Consider the following 17,014-nt stretch of genomic DNA (forward strand, 5'->3'; position numbering starts at 1 on the left):
TCTAACGGTTCAGAAAGCCTAATGTTTAACGTTAAGCCGGATTTAACTCATCCGACAGATAGTGAGATCGTCATCCAGGCTGGTGCTCCCACACGTCCGTCGAACGATCGAGTTGAAGGATTCATTATGCGCCGTTCCAAGCTTTCCGCCTTGGCGCGCTCGATCACGCTCCTTGCGAGCGTGGGAGCGCCAATCCTCGCGCAGGCCGCCGACCTGCTTCCCACTCTGCCACCCGAGCCGCTGCCCCCGCCCGTCGAGATCGGTGGCGCCTGGTATCTACGCGGCGACGCCGGTGCGGGTATTCTGGGCGAAGGGCACACCGTCGCGAAGGACGTGACGACCCCTCCGATCCCGTACAATTACAATGTCCTGAAGGATTATCTGGGCAACCAAGCCTTCGTGGGCGCGGGCATCGGCTATCAGGCCAATTCCTGGCTCCGCTTCGATGTCACCGGTGAGTACCGTTCGGAAGCGAAATGGATCTTCTATGCGGCCGAAAAGCCGAGCGGAGGCATCAACCGTACATCCGGCAAGTTCTCGTCGGTGGTCGGCATGGCCAACGGCTACGTCGATCTCGGCACCTATTACGGCGTCACCCCGTTCGTCGGCGCGGGTGTCGGATTTGCTCACCACATGTTCGGCGGCGTGACCGACAACGGTCTGGGCTTGTATCAGGGTGGGTATGGCGTCGGTCCGGAAAAACAGAAGCTCAGCTTCGCCTGGGCGGCCCATGCCGGCCTCGGCTACTCCATCACGCCGAACGTGAAACTCGAACTGGCTTACCGCTATCTCAACATGGGTTCGGCGCAAACCGGCACGATCACATGCGAAGCACCGCCCTACTGCAAGACGGATTACCATCTCAAGGACATTGCCTCGCATGACGTGAAGGTCGGCCTGCGCTGGATTCTCGGTGGTGTCGTTGCACCGGTGGCCGAGTATCAGCCGATGCCGGAACCGATCGTCCGCAAGTACTGAACTTTCCTCAACGACCCGGGAAGCGGCGCGGATCGGTATCCGCGCCGTTTTCGTTCGGCCCGATCCCGCAATCAGGTTAACGGCACCGCGATCTGTCTTATCCCGGGCCGGATACCGTTAGGGTTAAGGCGATCATAACCTTTTAATTTCATCATCTTGGTCAGTTGGACCCTTCGCCGGCATGCATCCGTATCATGCGCTTTCCGGCCGATGCCTCCGTGAGGAACATGATGACCGCGCCCCGCCCATACCGCCCCGCAGCCATCGCTGCGATCCTCGCTGGACTGGCAATCGGCATTGCCACGCCGACCCTCGCCGCGGACCTCCTGCCGCCGCCGCCGCCCCCACCGGCTGCCGCCCCGGTTCAGATCGGCAGCGGCTGGTACCTGCGCGCTGATTTCACCGAGAGCTATTTCGATCACCCCAAGGACGCGACGCTCGTCGAACCGGGCACGCCGGCGCTCGTGCGCCTGCGCCTGAGCCATGAACCCGGCTATGGCGGCGGCATCGGCTACCGCTTCAACAACTGGCTGCGCATGGACGCCACCATCGACCAGCGCTTGGCAAGCCGCTTCAGCACCTACTCGTCCGGCTCGAACTTCGCGAACGGATACAACATCGAAGCCGGCAAGCTCGATGTGCTCACGGCCCTCGTGAACGTCTATGCGGATCTTGGCACTTGGTGGGGGCTCACTCCGTACATCGGCGGTGGCATCGGTATTGCGCAGAAGGATTTCCGCAACGCCTACACCCAGACGACCTGCACCGTTCCCGTGCTCTGTGACGGAAGCCCAGTGGTTGGTCCTCGCCCTGCCGCCGCGCGTCGCAATGGTTCGGTCACGTCGCTGGCCTGGGCATTGACCGGAGGCGTCTCCTACGAGATCGGCGCGGGCTTCGCGATCGATGCGAACTACCGTTACGTCAATCTCGGTCGCGCCAAGACGGGCCTCGACGATTTCGGCTTCGGGACCCGCCTGAAGGATATCTCGGCCAATGAGGTCCGCGTGGGTCTGCGCTACAGCTTTGCCGGCGGCGCTGCTGCTTTTGGAAGAAGCGGTTACGGCGGCGGCAATCCCTACGAGTAGGCGAGAAGCCTAGAACGCGGTGACTTTCGCGTGATTTCAGACACTCCAGCCCGCCCGGCCATGCCGCGCGGGCTTTTTTATCATGCGCTCACGCGAACAAGCGTCCCGGTCATTCACGAGGGCTAACTGCAACGGACCATTAAGGTTACTCGATTACCAACGTTCCAAGGTTCGGAGAGAACAGTCGGGCTGCAGCCCTGAGGACGACCTTGATGCGTACCGTCACCCTTGCACTCCTTACCGGCGTGGCTCTCAATTGGGTTCCGGCCGCCCACGCGGCCGATCTCGACTATGGTGTGCTGCGCGGTTCGGATTACGAGCCTGCTTCCACCGAAATCGATTGGAACGGCGGATATTTCGGTGCGCATGCGGGGTACAGTTCGGCTGCGCTGGGCTTCAACAATGCGTTTAAACCGATTGTCGCAAGCGCGCTCAGCCAGACCTACTTCGAGAGTGAGATGAATGCCTCTGGATTGCTCCAGACGCATTCAACCCGGACGGAAGGCGTCAGCTATGGAGCCTTTGCGGGATGGAACTACCAGTTCGACGAGACCGTCATCGGCGTCGAAGTGGATTATACGAACTTCGGCAGAACCGGTGCGAGCTACAACTACATCTCCCGTTCCATGGTGGGGACCGACGGCTATTTTCGCTCCGTCGGTCTTGAAGGCACATCCTCGACCCGCCTTGAAGATTTCGGCACGATCCGGGCGCGTGCGGGCTATACGATGGGCGCTTTTCTCCCCTTCGTAACGGGCGGATTGGCCATCGGACGTGCTCAAGTCGCGGATCAGGTCAAGATCCAGGCCGCAGAATACGACCAGACAACGTATCGTGCCAACCTCGGCCTCAGTGATCCCAGGCAGGCTGCCGTCGTCAACCACAGTGGTTATAGCAGCTTCAATGCCCAAAATCCCGGTCGATCAACTCTGGCCGATCCCATCACCTACGGAACCAGTAAAACCAAGGTCGTTGGCGGCATCGCACTTGGCGCAGGGCTGGAATACGCTTTGACGCAGAACATCATTCTGCGTGGAGAATATCAATACGTTCTCTTCAATGACTTTGATGGCCACAAAGTCAATCTGAACACCGTTCGCGGCGGTGCGGCCGTAAAGTTCTGAGACTGAATCGCACCCGGCCTGTTAAGGGCTTCGTCGCATTAGCTCCGGCATAGTCCGTCAGCATGTCAGAACGGACGCCGCACCATGAACCGTGTCACCCTCTCCGTCGGTGTCGTGATACTCAGCCTTGGAGCCGCGTCGGGAGTTGAGGCAGGCGGTCGTCACGATCCCGTCCACGCCATGCACGACGGTCCGCACGTACACCGGCACGGTGCGAAACTACCGCCGCAGATTCCCTACCGCGATCGTCGCTACCGGCCAGCGCCGCCCGTGATGATGCAGCCCGTCTCCGGGCCGCCGGTCGTCCTGGGGCTCGTTCCCGCGCACAACCCCAATGCACCCGTCTACAATGAACCGCCGCCGCGCTTCCTGCACGATTGACCGGCGTCAGCTTTCGAGCTCGCTGTCCCAGTACAGATAGTCCAGCCAGGTGTGGTGGTATTCGCGGTGGTCGAATTCCGGCTGGCGGCGATGGAGTTCGTGCCGCGTGGGCCGGTGGGGTTCGTGCAGGAGCGGCATCTCCGCTTCCGCCGGAGTACGGTTTGCCTTGCGCAGGTTGCAGGGTGAGCAGGCGGCGACGACATTTTCCCAGCTCGACAATCCACCGCGTGAACGCGGGATGACGTGGTCGAAGGTCAGCCCACCCGAGGGCATCCGCAAGCCGCAATACTGACAGGAGAAGGTGTCGCGCAGGTAGATGTTGTAGCGGGTGAAGGCCGGACTGCGCGCGAGGGTCACGTAATTCTTGAGTGCGACCACACTCGGCACCCGCAGGGCACGGCTCGGAGAGCGTGCCTCGACATCGTAGCTGGCCACCAGCGTGACCCTGTCGAGAAAGAGCGCGGTGAAAGCGTCCTTCCATGACCATAGCGAGAGCGGATTATACGAAAGCGGCCGGTAATCCGCATTGAGGACGAGCGTTTGGAGATCCAGCATGGCGCTACTCTCTTGACGGATCGACAGGGGGACGACGCAGCCCGTTTCGGTGCGGCATCGTCCCCGGATGATGAAAGATCGGCGGTCCCGGCAGTTCTGTCTTCGGCATCGGGTGACCGAATCGTGGTCGACGGTCCGGCACAGGAAGCGAAGAGAACAGGTGATCGGGGAGGGTGGACCGGCCTGGGCTTAGCCAAAAGCGGTCGCATCGGGCGGGAACGCCCGGTTTGTGGCGAGGCACATCGACATGGACGGCCAACGCCACCTCCTCGCGTCGATACGAAAAGGCTCTGCCCATTGCGCGTTAGTCTAATATCACCATGACACGCTTGTGAAGGTTGCCCGGAGGATCAGCGACGTCGCGTCCCACAATCTTTCGGGAGGACCGGGCGAATGATGCACCTGCGGCACCCTTTCGCCCCATTGATCGGCCATCCGACATTCCGATTTCGGACCAGGTGCCGACTACGGCGCGCGATGTGCCTTCGGTAACGCTCCCGTCATGGCCACCGCTCTTGCCGGAGACGGGGTCTGGAGCGACCGACCCGCTGCACCGGGGTCCGCGTGCCGCCGCCAGAGGAGCAGGCGGCCTGAGCCGACGAAAGGAACGACATGGAACTGGGATTCATAAAGGGCAGAATGCGACATGCAGCGCTCGTTGCCGCGTGGATGGGTGCCTCCCTTCTGAATCCCATTCCGGCCCTGTCGCAGGCAGTGCCCGCCGCACCCTCGCAGACCGAGCCGGCGAAACCGGCGCCCGCCGCCGCTCCCCCTTATGCCGCAGCCCCGGTTCCGGCCGCGAAACCGGCCGCACCGAAACCGGCGGTGTCGGAGGCCATCAAAAATGTCCGCGATCGCCTCGACGAGGCGAAGGCCAATCTCGACGAGCGCGAGAAACTGCTCGCGGGGCGCAACGTCGATCCTGCAAATCTGCTCAAGGCGCGCGAGGGGCTCGATGCCATCGCCGATCGGATTCGTCAGATCATCGACGCCACCACCCCGCGCCTCGAAGCGGCCCGTGAGCGCCTGACGCAGCTCGGCCCGAAACCCAAAGAGGGCGAGGAAGGCGAGGACGTCGCCAAGGAGCGCGCCGAACGCGAGCACGCGGTGGCCGAAATCGACGAGACGCAGAGGCTGGCGAAATCGCTCCTGGTCCAGAGCGACCAGATCATCGACCAGATCACGAACAAGCGCAGGGCAGCCTTCACACGCGGCTTGTTCGAGCGCTCGTCGGCGCTGGTGAACCCCGATCTCTGGATGCGTATTGCCGACGATGTCCCACGCGACATCCGGGCCTTGCAGGCCGCCGTCAGCGACATCGCCGGTCTGTTCGGCCGCAATGGATCGATCTGGAACCTTCTCCTGCTCGGGGTCGCGCTGGGCATCTCCGTGGCGCTGTATTTCGGGCGTCGGAACATCGCGCCGCGCCTCGGGCGGCGCAGCCAGAGCGTGGTCGACCCGACCCAGCGCATGAAGCTGATGGCGGCCTGGCGTGTGTTCCTCCTCGGCACCGTGCCGGCCGTGGTGGGGAGCTACGCGGTCTATTACGCCCTCGATTCCACAGATCTGCTGCCCCAGCGGCTCATGCCGGTGGCGGGGGCCATCCTCGGCGGCCTCGCCTTCATCGCCTTCGTCGAGGCCCTGTGCGATGCGCTGCTCTCGCCTGAAAAACCGTCCTGGCGTCCGGCACCGCTCGGCGATTCCACCGCCTCGCGGTTGACGCGGCTCGCCGTCGGCATCGCTACGGTGATCACGGTGGTGAAGTCGATCGAGGCGCTCAATTCCGGCATCTACGCTGCCCTGTCCATCTCCATCGCCACCCGTGGCATCGGCGCGCTCGCCACCGTCCTCATCCTCGCGATCGGCCTGCATCGCTTTGCCGATACGGCAGACAAGGAGGAGGCCTGCTTCGGTCCCTACGTGGCACCGGAATCCACCACCACGATCGGCGGACCGGCGCGCCTTCTCGGATGGGCCGCCGTCATCGTCATCGGCATCGCGCCGCTCGTCGGCTATGTCGCCTTCGCCGCCTTCCTCATCGACCAGTTGGTCTGGACGGCATGCCTGATCGTACTTCTCTACCTCCTCATTTCCAGCGCCGACACGTTCATCGGCGGAACGTTGAAGGACGAGACCCGCTTCGCAACAGCGCTCCAGGCCAATACCGGCCTGCGCAAACGCTCGATCAACCAGATCGCCGTCCTCTCCACAGGCATCGCCCGGGTGGTTCTGATCCTGGTGGCCGCCCTGCTGGCGCTGGCGCCCTGGGGGCTCGATTCCACCGATGTGTTCACCTCCGTGCGCAGCGCCTTCTTCGGCTTCAAAGTCGGGGACGTGACGATCTCGCTCTCCACCATCGCCTATGCGGTGGGGCTTCTCGTGATCGGCGTGGTCATCACCCGCGCTATCCAGCGCTGGCTGGAACAGACCTACCTACCGGCCACCGACCTCGATGCGGGGCTGCGCAACTCCATCTCCACCATCACCGGCTATTGCGGCTTCCTGATCGCCCTTGCGCTGGCCTTCTCCTATCTCGGTCTCAGTCTCGAGAAGTTGACCATCGTCGCCGGTGCGCTCTCCGTCGGCATCGGTTTTGGCCTTCAATCCATCGTCAACAACTTCGTCTCGGGCCTGCTGCTGCTCTGGGAGCGCCCGATCCGCGTCGGCGATCAGGTACTCATCGGCGACAGCGAGGGCATCGTGAAGCGCATCTCCGTGCGTTCCACCGAGATCCAGACCTTCGACCGTTCGGCGGTGATCGTGCCGAACTCGAACCTCATTTCGGGCATCGTGAAGAACCGAGTGCGCGGCGATCGCACCGGCCGCGTCACCATCACCGTCAACGTCCTGCGCAATCAGGATCCGGTCCGCGCCGCCGAGATGCTGGTGGCCTGCGCCACCGCCCATTCCGACGTGTTGAAAGAGCCGGCACCGCGGGTGGTGTTCCGCAAGATCGGCGATCCCTTCCTCGAATTCGAACTGATCGCGATGATCGTCGATGTCAGCATGGGCCTGAAGGTCACGAGCGACCTGAACTTTTCCGTGTTTCAGGCCTTGTCCGGCGCAGGGTTCATCCCGGCTCTCGGCCCCGGATCGAGCGTCGTCACTGTCCAGGGTCTGGAGCCGGTCCAGACCGCCCTCGGGCAGATCGCTGGCGTCTTCGCGCAGAACCGGAGCCAGGATCGGCCGGTTCAGGCGGAGGAGGTCGATGACCGGCAAGGCCGCCCTTCCGCGAACGAAGAAGCCGAGCCGATGCGCTCGGCAACGTCCGATGAACCGAAGCGGCGTAGGAGCCCTGTGGAGGTGTCGTAGACCGACACGATCGGCGACGAACGCGAGGCAGGAACGATGACGATGGGATTCCGGGTGTTCGGCCTCGCGCTCGTGGGCGGCCTCGCGCTATCCGGCTGCGCCAGGGAGGCGCCGACGACCGGTGCGCTTCCGAGCTTGTACTGGCCGATGACCACGTCGGGCGCATCCGTCGATTCCGCCACCGCGCGCGACATGATCTCGGCCTATCGTGCACGGAGCGGCGGAACTCCCTTGCGGATCGACTCGGACTTGCAGCGTCTCGCCGAAGCCGAGGCTGCGGCAATGGCGGCAGCCGACAAGCCGAGCCAGGCCCAGACGGTGAAGATCGCGGTGCAACGCCTTGGCTATGCGGGCGCGCAAGCCAATCTCTCCGCCGGCTACCACACCCTGGCGGAGGCCTTCTCCGGGTGGCGCGACAGCCCGGCTCATAACGCGGTCATGCTGACGCCGCGGGCGACCCGCATGGGCATCGCCACGGCCTATGCGCCGAATTCGAAGTACAAGGTTTACTGGGCGCTGCTGGTTGCAGAGTGAGAGCGGGTGCCGCCCTCAGGGCAGCTTCATCGAACGCGGCGTCGGTGCCTGCTCGTTCATGAGGGTCACCGTCACGCGGCGGTTCGACGACAGATACGGGTTGTCCGGGAAGAGCGGCTCGGTATCCGCTTTGCCGGAGACTGAAGCGAAGCGATCATCGGGCACGCCGGCGCCGGCGAGGATCTCGCGCACGCTGATTGCGCGGTTTGCCGAGAGTTCCCAGGGGGGGGCGGGGGGGCGTGTACCCGGCCTGTCGGTGGCGGTGTAGCCCGTCACCGCGATGCGGTTGGGAAGTTGACGGATGACGGGAGCGAGCTTCTCCAAGAGGCGCCGAGTCCGGTCGTTCGGGCGACTCGAGCCGTTCGGGAACATCGTACTTCCGTCTTGGTCCACCAGGGAGAGGTCGACGCCCTTCTGTGTCGGGTTGATGATGATGTTCTTCGACAGCTCTGCGATCTCGGGCATGTCCTGCATCGCTTGGCGCAGACTTGCGGCGGCGAGGCCGAACGCCTCCGGGTAGCCGCTGTCGGGGATCCCCTCCGTGGAACTCGACTCCAACTCCGGCGGATTCGGCCGGTCGATGGCCTGCTCAGGCGGGATGTCACGGCGGTTCTTGATATGCCCCGGCGTCGGAAGCCCATTCACCTCGATGATGCCAGAAAAGCGCGATTCCTTGTTCACGCCGAACGCATCACGCATGGAGCCGGCCACCGCCTGCATCTTCTTCTGGTCCTGAGTGGAGTAGGCCGCGATCATCACGAAGAAACTCATGAGCAGCGCCATGAGATCGGCGAAGGTCACGAACCAACCGTGACCGCCATGGCCTCCGCGCTTCTTCCTGGCCACGGCCGGTTACCCTCTTCCCGTCAGGCCGCTTCCGCCGCGAGGTCGTCGCGGTGGTTGTGCGGCAGGTAGGCGACCAGCATCTCGCGCACGAGGGACGAGCTCTTCGAGTCGCGAATGAGCAGGATGCCGTCGATGATGAGGGAGCGGGACACGTCTTCCTCCTCCAGCTTCACATGCAGCTTGTCGGCGAGGGGGAGCGCGATCATGTTGGAGATCAGTGCGCCGTAGAGCGTGGCGAGCAGCGCGGTCGCCATGGCGGGACCGAGTTTCGAGGGGTCCGACATGTTGGCGAACATCGTCACCATGCCGAGAATGGTGCCGATCATACCCCAGGCGGGAGCGCAGTCCCCGAAGGCGCGGTAGATCTTCGAACCCTCGTCGAGATGCATGAGAAAGTTGTCGCGATCGCGCTCCATCGTGTCGCGGATGAATTCGCGGTCATAGCCGTCGGCGATGTAGCGGGCGCCCTGTGCCAGGAAGGGATCGGAGATCTCCATGTTCTCCAGGGCCATCGGGCCGGATTTACGCACGACGTCGGCGATCTTGGTGATTTCCTCGATGAGTTCGCGCGGTCTGATCGCCCGCATGGTGAACGCGTAGCGCAGGCCCATCGGCAGGCCGTGCATCATCGTGGCGAAGGGGAAGCGGATCATCGTCGCAGCGGTGGAGCCGCCGAAGATGACGATGACCGCGTGCTTGTCGAAAAAGGCGGCGAAGTTGCCGCCATCGATCATAATCAGGGTGAAGACGACACCGAAGCCGCCCAGAAGCCCGATACCGGTTGCGAGATCCATGGTGAACCCTGGTCGGCTTGCCCAGCACCACGGAACGGGATCCGAGCGGAAAGCGACGTACCCAGACTTAGGCGGACGCGCTGAACGAACCGTAAAGGATAACGGTCCGGCTCCGTCATTCCCGTCATTCCCCGTTCAGGCTCCGCTTGTCATAAGCCGATCACGCCAAAGGGTTTGAGGTTTTCGGAGACGAAAACCGCCCCTGGGGAAAAAGGTTAAGGGCGAAGGTTCCGCCAAAAGGAACCGCGCCGGGATTGGCATCGGAGCATACGTCGTCATGCCGTTGGTTCGTCTTTATGCGCGTGTCATGAGTCTGCTCGGCGCTGATCGGCGTCTGGCGATCCTGCTCGCCCTCGCCAATGTGGCCCTCGCGGTGGCGGCTTTCGCCGAACCGCTGCTCATGGGGCGCATCATCGACAAACTGACGCACCTGAACAGCAACGGTAACGCCTTCTCGACGCTGGCCCCGCTCATCGGCGCCTGGGTCGCCTTCGGCCTGTTCACCATCGCGGCTGGCGTCACCATCGCGCTGCATGCCGACCGGCTGGCCCATCGCAATCGTCTCGCCTCCATGGCGAATTATTTCGAGCACGTGCTCGAACTGCCCCTGGCTTTCCACTCTTCGAACCATTCCGGCCGCGTCCTCAAGGCGATGCTGGAAGGATCGAACGGCATGTTCTGGCTCTGGCTCGGCTTCTTCCGCGATCATTTCGTGGCCGTCGTGTCCCTGGCAGTCCTCCTGCCGATGACCCTGTTCGTGAACTGGCAGCTCGGTTCGATCCTTGTCGTGTTGGTGACGATGTTCACCGTGCTCACCACCTTCGTGATGCGCCGCACCGAGATGCTTCAGGGTCGGGTCGAGGCCTACCAGTCGGGCCTTGCCGCCCATGCCTCCGACGCCCTCGGCAACGTCGCCGTCATCCAGTCCTTCACCCGCGCCAAGGCGGAGAAGGAGGCCATGCACGGCATCATCCGTAATCTGCTCGCGGCCCAGATCCCGGTCCTGTCCTGGTGGGCGCTGGCCAACGTCGCCACCCGCGCCGCCGCGACCCTGACCATGACGGCCATCTTCATCACCGGCATCGCCTTGCACCAGCACGGCATGGCCTCGATCGGCGAAGTGGTGGCCTTCATGAGCCTGGCGACCATGCTCGTCGCCCGCCTCGATCAGGTCGCCACCTGCATCAACGGTCTGTTCCAGCAGATGCCCAAGATCGCCGAGTATTTCGAAATCCTCGACACCACCCCGGCCGTGCATGATCGTCCGGGCGCCGTGCAGGTGGCCCGTTTCAAGGGCGAGGTCTCGTTCGACCAGGTCGGCTTCTCCTACACTCCCCGCCGCAAGGCCGTGGAGAGCGTCTCCTTCACGGCACAGGCCGGGCAGACCATCGCCCTCGTCGGCACCACCGGCTCGGGCAAGTCCACCACGTTGGGCCTCCTGCACCGCGCTTTCGATCCCGATACTGGTGCGATCCGCATCGACGGCACCGACATCCGCGATATCGGCCTCTCCTCCCTGCGCCACAACATCGGCGTGGTCTTTCAAGAGCCGATGTTGTTCGCCCGCTCGATTCGCGAGAACCTTCAGGTCGGCCGTCCCGATGCCACCGATGCGGAGATGCTCGACGCCCTCGACCGCGCCCAGGCGACGGAGTTCATGGATCGCCAGTTCGACGGTCTCGACACGGTCATCGGCGAGCGCGGCCGCTCGCTCTCCGGCGGCGAGCGCCAGCGTCTGTCCATCGCCCGGGCGCTGCTTAAGAACCCGCCCGTCCTGATCCTCGACGAGGCCACGTCCGCCCTGGACGCCACCACCGAGCGTAAGCTGCAGGGAGCGCTCGAAGCCGTGATGGAGGGCCGGACCACCTTCGTCATCGCCCACCGTCTGGCGACGATCCGCAACGCCGACCGCATCCTCGTCTTCCACGAAGGTCGGATCGTGGAGGCGGGCAGCTTCGACGATCTCGTGGCGCAGAACGGCCGCTTTGCGGAACTGGCGCGGGCTCAGTTCATGGCCGCTGCGGAACCGGGCGACATGGCGCTGGCGGCCTGATCGACGACTTTCCGAGGCGAGCCTCGCCGTCCGACGGGCGGCGGGGCTTGAGGGGGCATAACCGTCAAACCGCCGCTCCCTCCGAGACCGGCACGTGCTCGTGGCAGCAGATGCAGAGCTTGTTTCCGTCGAGGTCGCGGAAGTAGGCTCCGTAAAAATCTGGATGGTAGTGGGGTCTGAGCCCCGGCGCTCCTTCGTCGCGACCACCGCGTGACAGAGCGTACCGATAAGCCCGATCGACCACTGCCCGGTCCATGACCAAAAAAGCTGTCATCTGGCCGTTGCCCGGAGACGCGGCTTGAGTGTCGAAGGGCCTGCCCAGCAGGAAAAGCGGGCGTGCCTCGCCTGGTTTCATCCAGCCTGCCCATTCGTCGTCTCGTTTACGGAACTTCGGAACGAGACCGAGTTCGGCCATCAAGCCGTCATAGAACGCGAGCGCTCGCTCGAAGTCCGACGTTCCGACGTAGACATGCGAGAACATCGCGTTTTCTCCCTCGGCGACGGACCCGCGCTGTCGGTGTGGGCGAGGTCCGAACGAAAACTCCGCGTCCCGGTCGCTCGTCAGTCGATCCCGGGGGGCGCGGCGTCCTCGGCCCAGACACGAAACTTCGTCAGTTGGTTCGGCCCGAAGGTGTGGGTCAGGGGCACGTCCGCCGCATCGCGCCCCCGCGCCACGAGGATGCGGCCCCGGCGCGGGGCGTTGTTGCGCGGATCGAACACGTGCCAGGCCCCGCCGAGATAGACCTCGGTCCAGGCGGCGAAGTCGCCGGGCGCGTGAGGCTCGGGTTCACCGATGAAACTGAGGTAACCGGTGCAGTAACGGGTTGGCATGTTGAGGCCGCGGCAGAACGCCACGAACAGGTGAGCGTAGTCACGGCAGACCCCGCGCCCGACGGCCAGGGCATCGGCGGCGGTGCGATCGACGTTGGAATAGCCGTAGCCGAAGCTGATATGGCCGTGGACCCAATCACAGACCGCCTGGGCGCGGCCCCATCCGGGCGGGACATCCCCGAACAGGCGCCAAGCTTCGTTCGAGAGCAGATCGGATTCGCAGTAGCGGCTCGCGACCAGGAACGGCAGGGCTTCCAGGGGCAGGTCCTCGATGGGATGCTGGATTGCCTCAAGCACCACCGGATCGAGGTCGCCGTCATCCTCCAGCCATCCCTCGACTGAGAGAGTCACCGCCCCTGCCGGCGCCACGAGGCGGCAGCACCGGTTGCCGAAATCATCGATGAAGAGTTCGTGCGGCGTCTCAGGGCCGATGGCCAGGCGGTCCGGCTCGGAGGCTCGCGCGAACCTGCTCGGATGCGCCGTCAATCGGGCGATCATCGGAGTCGGATACGCGAAGTCGTAGCCCATTTCGCAACCGAACCTGATGCGCATTACCCTTGAACCTCCGACCGACCATCGCGCCAGCCCCGCTGCCCTCATGCCCGCGCGAGACCGCTCAGCATAGGCCGCGAAGGTCACAGGTGGATGTCGGCATGCCGGCCGCGGCAACCCCGCTTCAGTGCAGGCGCGCCTCGGCCTGCCTGGCCAGCATCCGAGCCTGGAGCCGCTGACGCCGTGCTGCAATGACGGTGCCATTGATTTCGCCGCCGAACAGGAACATCGCGGCGAGCCAGTAGAGGAAGACCAAGAACACCATCGCCGTCGCCAATCCGCCATAGGTGGAGGCGTAGGCGGTGGAAAACCGGTCGAGGTAGAAGCCGAACCCGAGGCCGGCGAGGAACCACAGCACCAGCGTCACCGCGACGCCGGGCAATACCGACAGGATCGGGCGTCGGCCTGCCGCCACGAATTTGTGGGCGATGACCAGAACCACGGCGAGAAGAAAGGCGGTGACGCCGATGCGGCCGAGGGCGACGGTGAGGCTCAACGGTTCGAGCCCCGGCGCCACATCGATGACCCTGCGCCAGATCAACGGGCCCAGGACCACGAGAAGCGCGAAAGCGAGCATGGCGAAGGCGCCGCAGACGACGTAGCCGATCGATTCGAGGCGGGTGAGCCACCAGGGCCGAATCTCGCGCAGGCCATAGGCGCGGTTGAGCCCCACCCTGAGGCTCTCCACTCCGGAGGACGAGAAGTAGAGGGCGAGCAGCGCACCGATGGTGAGCACGCCGCCGCGCTGCTCGGTGAGCACGCGGTGGACCTCACCGGCGATAGGCTTCGCCACCTCGCGCGGCCACGCTTCGAAAATCAGAACGCCCGCCTCGTCGGCCAGCGACTTGGTGCCGAACAGACCGGCCAGAGCCGCCAGCAGGATCAGGAAGGGAAACAGCGAGGTCAGGATCGAGAGGGCGATATGGCTCGCGATCGCCCAGCCGTCATGGGAGACGAAGCGCTGTGCGGCGAGGCTGGCGATGCTGGCGCTGTTGCGGAGGCGGCTCACGGCGGATGGGGCACTTCTCGTGATTGTGGGGCTTGGATGATACCGTCTGTCTAAACGCGAGGCCGGGCGCTGGCGCAACGTCCGGTTCGATCGTCCCGTCACTGCATTGCTGCCTGCCGCCGGGACGGCTTGTGTTCGGCGGTTCGGTGTGTTGCCTGCGCCACCGTCATGTCAGTCGATAAACCGGCTTCCCCCATCCGCACCGTGCCCGCTTCGGTGGTCTCGTCGGTCTTCGTCGTCATCTGGGCGTCGGGATTCGTCGCGGCGCGCTTCGTGGCGCCCCATGCGGAGGCGTTCACCTTCGTGGCCATTCGGGTCGTCGGCGTCGCCATCGTGCTGACCGTCATCACCTTCGGCCTCGGCGGGAGATGGCCGCGCAGCCGGTCTGGATGGCGCGATGCCCTGGTCGCCGGCGTGCTGATGCAGGGCCTCTACGTCATCGGCGTGTTCTGGTCGGTGGAGCGCGGCCTGCCATCCGGCATCGCCGCCCTGGTCGGCAGTCTCCAGCCCCTGTTGACGGCGGCCATGGCGCGTCCGTTCCTGGGCGAAGTCGTCAGCCCCCGTCGCTGGGCCGGGATCGTCACGGGCTTTGCCGGCGCGCTTCTCGTGCTCGCCCCGAAGATCGGTGCGGCGGACGCGTCCGGCATCCCGGCGCTTCCCCTCCTCGCCTGCCTCGGGGCCATGGTGGCGATGACCATCGGCACGTTGTGGCAGAAGAGCCATGCGGGACACGCCGAACTACTGCCGAATGCGGCGATCCAGTTCGTCGGGGCCGCGCTCATCGCGGTGCCAGCGGCGCTTCTGTTCGGCAATGGCCGTTTCGATGGGTCCCTGCCGCTCTGGGGCGGGCTGGCCTGGTCGATCCTCGTCAATTCGGTGGCCGGCATCCTGCTTCTTCTCGCCCTGATCCGGCGCGGCGAGGTGGCCGGCGTGGCGTCCCTGCTCTTCCTCGTCCCCCCGGTCTCGGCGGCGATGGCCTATCTCCTCTTCGGCGAGACCCTGGCCCCGGTACAGATGGCCGGCATGGCGGTGGCCACGATCGGCGTCGCCGTCGCCAGCCGAAGATGACTTTTTCTTTGATTCATCTCTCAATAAAATTCAGATCTCTTGATTCTGTTGAGCAAAACCCGGCTTTCCACGCCCAGGAATAATGAATCCAAGCGGGATAGTGCCGCGCTGCGGCGAGACGCCTCTACAGAGTTGGCAAACCTGCCTATAATGAGCGCCAACCCTCATTCTGATTTGAGAGATTCGAACCATGTCCGCTTCCCCGGCCGTCTCCACCGAACCGCAGGATCTCCTGACCCTCGCCCAGGGCGCCGGCGAAGCCGCCAAAGCTCTCGTGGCCGAGGCGACCCGTCGGGTTCGCGCGAAGGTCCTGTCCGCCGATGGGAAGATCTCCGCCGAGAAGTTGGAGACCGAGCAGCATGCGGCCCACGGCCTGGCCTGGCTCGCCACCTATGCGGAGGGTGTGCGAGAGCTCGGTGCCTATGCCGCGCGCCTGACCGAGACCGGAGAGTTCGGGGAGACCGAGGCGCTCCTCGTGAAGATCGGCATCGGCGAATATCTCGATCAGATGTTCTCCGGCATTCCCATGAGCCAGGGCGAGATCGTGCGCCCGACCGGCTCGCTCGGACTGTCCGCCCGTGAGATCGCGAAGTTCCGGACCGACGCCGTCGAGAGCATGATCGCTGAGGGCAACACGGCGGGCAACCGCGCCGCGCTCGTCGCCCGCATCCGCGACAACGGCGGCTCGGCCACCATCGGCAAGTCCGGCCTCGACGAGGACATGGAGGCGATTCGCTCCGAGATGCGTCGCTTCGGTCTCGCCGAGGTCGTGCCGCACGCCCACGAGTGGCACAGCCAGAACGCTTACATCCCCATGGAGATCGTCACCAAGATGGCCGAGCTCGGCGTCTTCGGCCTGACGATCCCCGAGGAATACGGCGGCATGGGCCTGCCGAAGATCTCCATGTGCGTCGTCTCCGAGGAATTGTCCCGCGCCTATATCGGCGTCGGCTCGCTCGGCACCCGCTCGGAGATCGCCGCCGAACTCATCCTTTGCGGCGGGACCGAGGAGCAGAAGCACCGGTTCCTCCCCGGCATCGCATCGGGCGACACCCTGCCCACCGCCGTCTTCACCGAGCCGAATACCGGCTCGGATCTGGCCTCGCTGCGCACCAAGGCGGTGAAGGACGGTGACGTCTGGAAGATCTCGGGCAACAAGACCTGGATCACCCACCCGGTGCGCGCCGACATCATGACCTGCCTCGTGCGCACCAAGCCCGAGGAGAAGGGCCACCGGGGCCTGTCGCTCCTCGTTGCCGAGAAGCCGCGCGGCACCGATGAGGATCCCTTTCCCGTGGCCGGCCTGTCCGGCGGCGAAATCCACGTGCTCGGCTATCGCGGCATGAAGGAATACGAGCTCGCCTTCGACAATTTCGAAGTGCCGGCGGCCAACCTCCTCGGAGAAGTCGAAGGCAAGGGCTTCACCCAGCTCATGCAGACGTTCGAATCGGCCCGTATCCAGACGGCGGCCCGCGCCATCGGCGTGGCGCAGAACGCCCTCGATCTCGGTCTGCGCTACGCAGAGGAGCGTGTGCAGTTCGGCAAGGCGCTGATCAACTTCCCCCGGGTGGCCGATAAGATCGCGATGATGGCGGTGGAGATCAACATCGCCCGCCAGCTCACCTACTTCTCCGCAAGAGAGAAGGACGAGGGCAAGCGCTGCGATCTCGAGGCCGGCATGGCCAAGCTGCTCGGAGCCCGCGTCGCCTGGGCGGCGGCCGACAACGCCCTGCAGATCCACGGCGGCAACGGCTTCGCGCTGGAATACGCGGTCAGCCGCGTCCTCTGCGACGCACGCATCCTCTCGATCTTCGAGGGTGCCGCCGAGATCCAGGCCCAGGTCATCGCCCGCCGCCTTCTCGAAACCGCCTGATCCTCCACGCCGATCGCGG

Annotated in this window: 15 protein-coding genes; 9 read left to right on the forward strand and 6 right to left on the reverse strand. The window is 64.6% G+C overall.

The window, feature by feature from the left end; translation table 11 throughout:
- Positions 1-126 precede the first annotated feature (126 nt).
- From MKK51_RS26460 to MKK51_RS26475, 4 genes are all read left to right on the forward strand, one after another.
- The gene (locus tag MKK51_RS26460; protein WP_243982768.1) at positions 127-978 is read left to right on the forward strand and encodes an outer membrane protein; all 852 of its coding nucleotides are present in this window, start codon (positions 127-129) and stop codon (positions 976-978) included.
- 230 nt (positions 979-1,208) lie between these two features.
- On the forward strand, positions 1,209-2,063 hold the full coding sequence (locus MKK51_RS26465; RefSeq protein ID WP_243982769.1) for an outer membrane protein: 855 nt from the start codon (positions 1,209-1,211) through the stop codon (positions 2,061-2,063).
- A gap of 212 nt (positions 2,064-2,275) precedes the next feature.
- Positions 2,276-3,187, forward strand: a complete 912-nt coding sequence (locus MKK51_RS26470) for an outer membrane protein (protein WP_243982771.1) — start codon at positions 2,276-2,278, stop codon at positions 3,185-3,187.
- Between the two features lie 84 nt (positions 3,188-3,271).
- Complete coding sequence (locus MKK51_RS26475) at positions 3,272-3,568, forward strand: hypothetical protein (RefSeq protein WP_243982773.1); 297 nt, start codon at positions 3,272-3,274, stop codon at positions 3,566-3,568.
- Between the two features lie 6 nt (positions 3,569-3,574).
- On the opposite strand, the gene MKK51_RS26480 is transcribed toward MKK51_RS26475, so the two are convergent.
- Positions 3,575-4,123, reverse strand: a complete 549-nt coding sequence (locus MKK51_RS26480) for an HNH endonuclease (RefSeq protein ID WP_018043045.1) — start codon at positions 4,121-4,123, stop codon at positions 3,575-3,577.
- A gap of 669 nt (positions 4,124-4,792) precedes the next feature.
- Between MKK51_RS26480 and MKK51_RS26485 the strand changes: the two genes are divergently transcribed.
- Both MKK51_RS26485 and MKK51_RS26490 read left to right on the forward strand, forming a co-directional pair.
- A complete protein-coding gene (locus MKK51_RS26485; protein WP_243982775.1) occupies positions 4,793-7,435 on the forward strand; it encodes a DUF3772 domain-containing protein in 2,643 nt (880 codons plus the stop codon).
- A 36-nt stretch (positions 7,436-7,471) separates the two neighbouring features.
- Positions 7,472-7,969, forward strand: coding sequence for a CAP domain-containing protein (locus MKK51_RS26490; RefSeq protein WP_243982777.1), 498 nt, complete (start codon positions 7,472-7,474; stop codon positions 7,967-7,969).
- Positions 7,970-7,984: 15 nt separating this feature from the next.
- Here MKK51_RS26490 and MKK51_RS26495 read toward each other — a convergent pair whose 3' ends face one another.
- Entirely contained in the window at positions 7,985-8,815 is an 831-nt protein-coding gene (locus MKK51_RS26495; protein WP_243982779.1) for a flagellar motor protein MotB, read from the reverse strand.
- A gap of 20 nt (positions 8,816-8,835) precedes the next feature.
- Positions 8,836-9,609, reverse strand: coding sequence for a motility protein A (locus tag MKK51_RS26500; RefSeq protein WP_243982781.1), 774 nt, complete (start codon positions 9,607-9,609; stop codon positions 8,836-8,838).
- A gap of 277 nt (positions 9,610-9,886) precedes the next feature.
- Between MKK51_RS26500 and MKK51_RS26505 the strand changes: the two genes are divergently transcribed.
- A complete protein-coding gene (locus tag MKK51_RS26505; protein ID WP_243982783.1) occupies positions 9,887-11,662 on the forward strand; it encodes a glucan ABC transporter ATP-binding protein/ permease in 1,776 nt (591 codons plus the stop codon).
- Positions 11,663-11,726: 64 nt separating this feature from the next.
- On the opposite strand, the gene MKK51_RS26510 is transcribed toward MKK51_RS26505, so the two are convergent.
- The 3 genes from MKK51_RS26510 to MKK51_RS26520 form a co-directional block, all read right to left on the reverse strand.
- Positions 11,727-12,143, reverse strand: a complete 417-nt coding sequence (locus tag MKK51_RS26510; protein WP_243982784.1) for a VOC family protein — start codon at positions 12,141-12,143, stop codon at positions 11,727-11,729.
- Positions 12,144-12,223: 80 nt separating this feature from the next.
- Complete coding sequence (locus MKK51_RS26515; RefSeq protein ID WP_243982785.1) at positions 12,224-13,045, reverse strand: transglutaminase-like domain-containing protein; 822 nt, start codon at positions 13,043-13,045, stop codon at positions 12,224-12,226.
- 124 nt (positions 13,046-13,169) lie between these two features.
- Entirely contained in the window at positions 13,170-14,054 is an 885-nt protein-coding gene (locus tag MKK51_RS26520; protein WP_243982787.1) for a YihY/virulence factor BrkB family protein, read from the reverse strand.
- Between the two features lie 168 nt (positions 14,055-14,222).
- Between MKK51_RS26520 and MKK51_RS26525 the strand changes: the two genes are divergently transcribed.
- On the forward strand, positions 14,223-15,122 hold the full coding sequence (locus MKK51_RS26525; protein WP_243982789.1) for a DMT family transporter: 900 nt from the start codon (positions 14,223-14,225) through the stop codon (positions 15,120-15,122).
- Positions 15,123-15,312: 190 nt separating this feature from the next.
- A complete protein-coding gene (locus MKK51_RS26530; RefSeq protein ID WP_243982798.1) occupies positions 15,313-16,995 on the forward strand; it encodes an acyl-CoA dehydrogenase family protein in 1,683 nt (560 codons plus the stop codon).
- Positions 16,996-17,014: the final 19 nt, after the last annotated feature.

The organism is Methylobacterium sp. E-045, from assembly GCF_022829685.1.
Classification (GTDB): Bacteria; Pseudomonadota; Alphaproteobacteria; order Rhizobiales; family Beijerinckiaceae; genus Methylobacterium.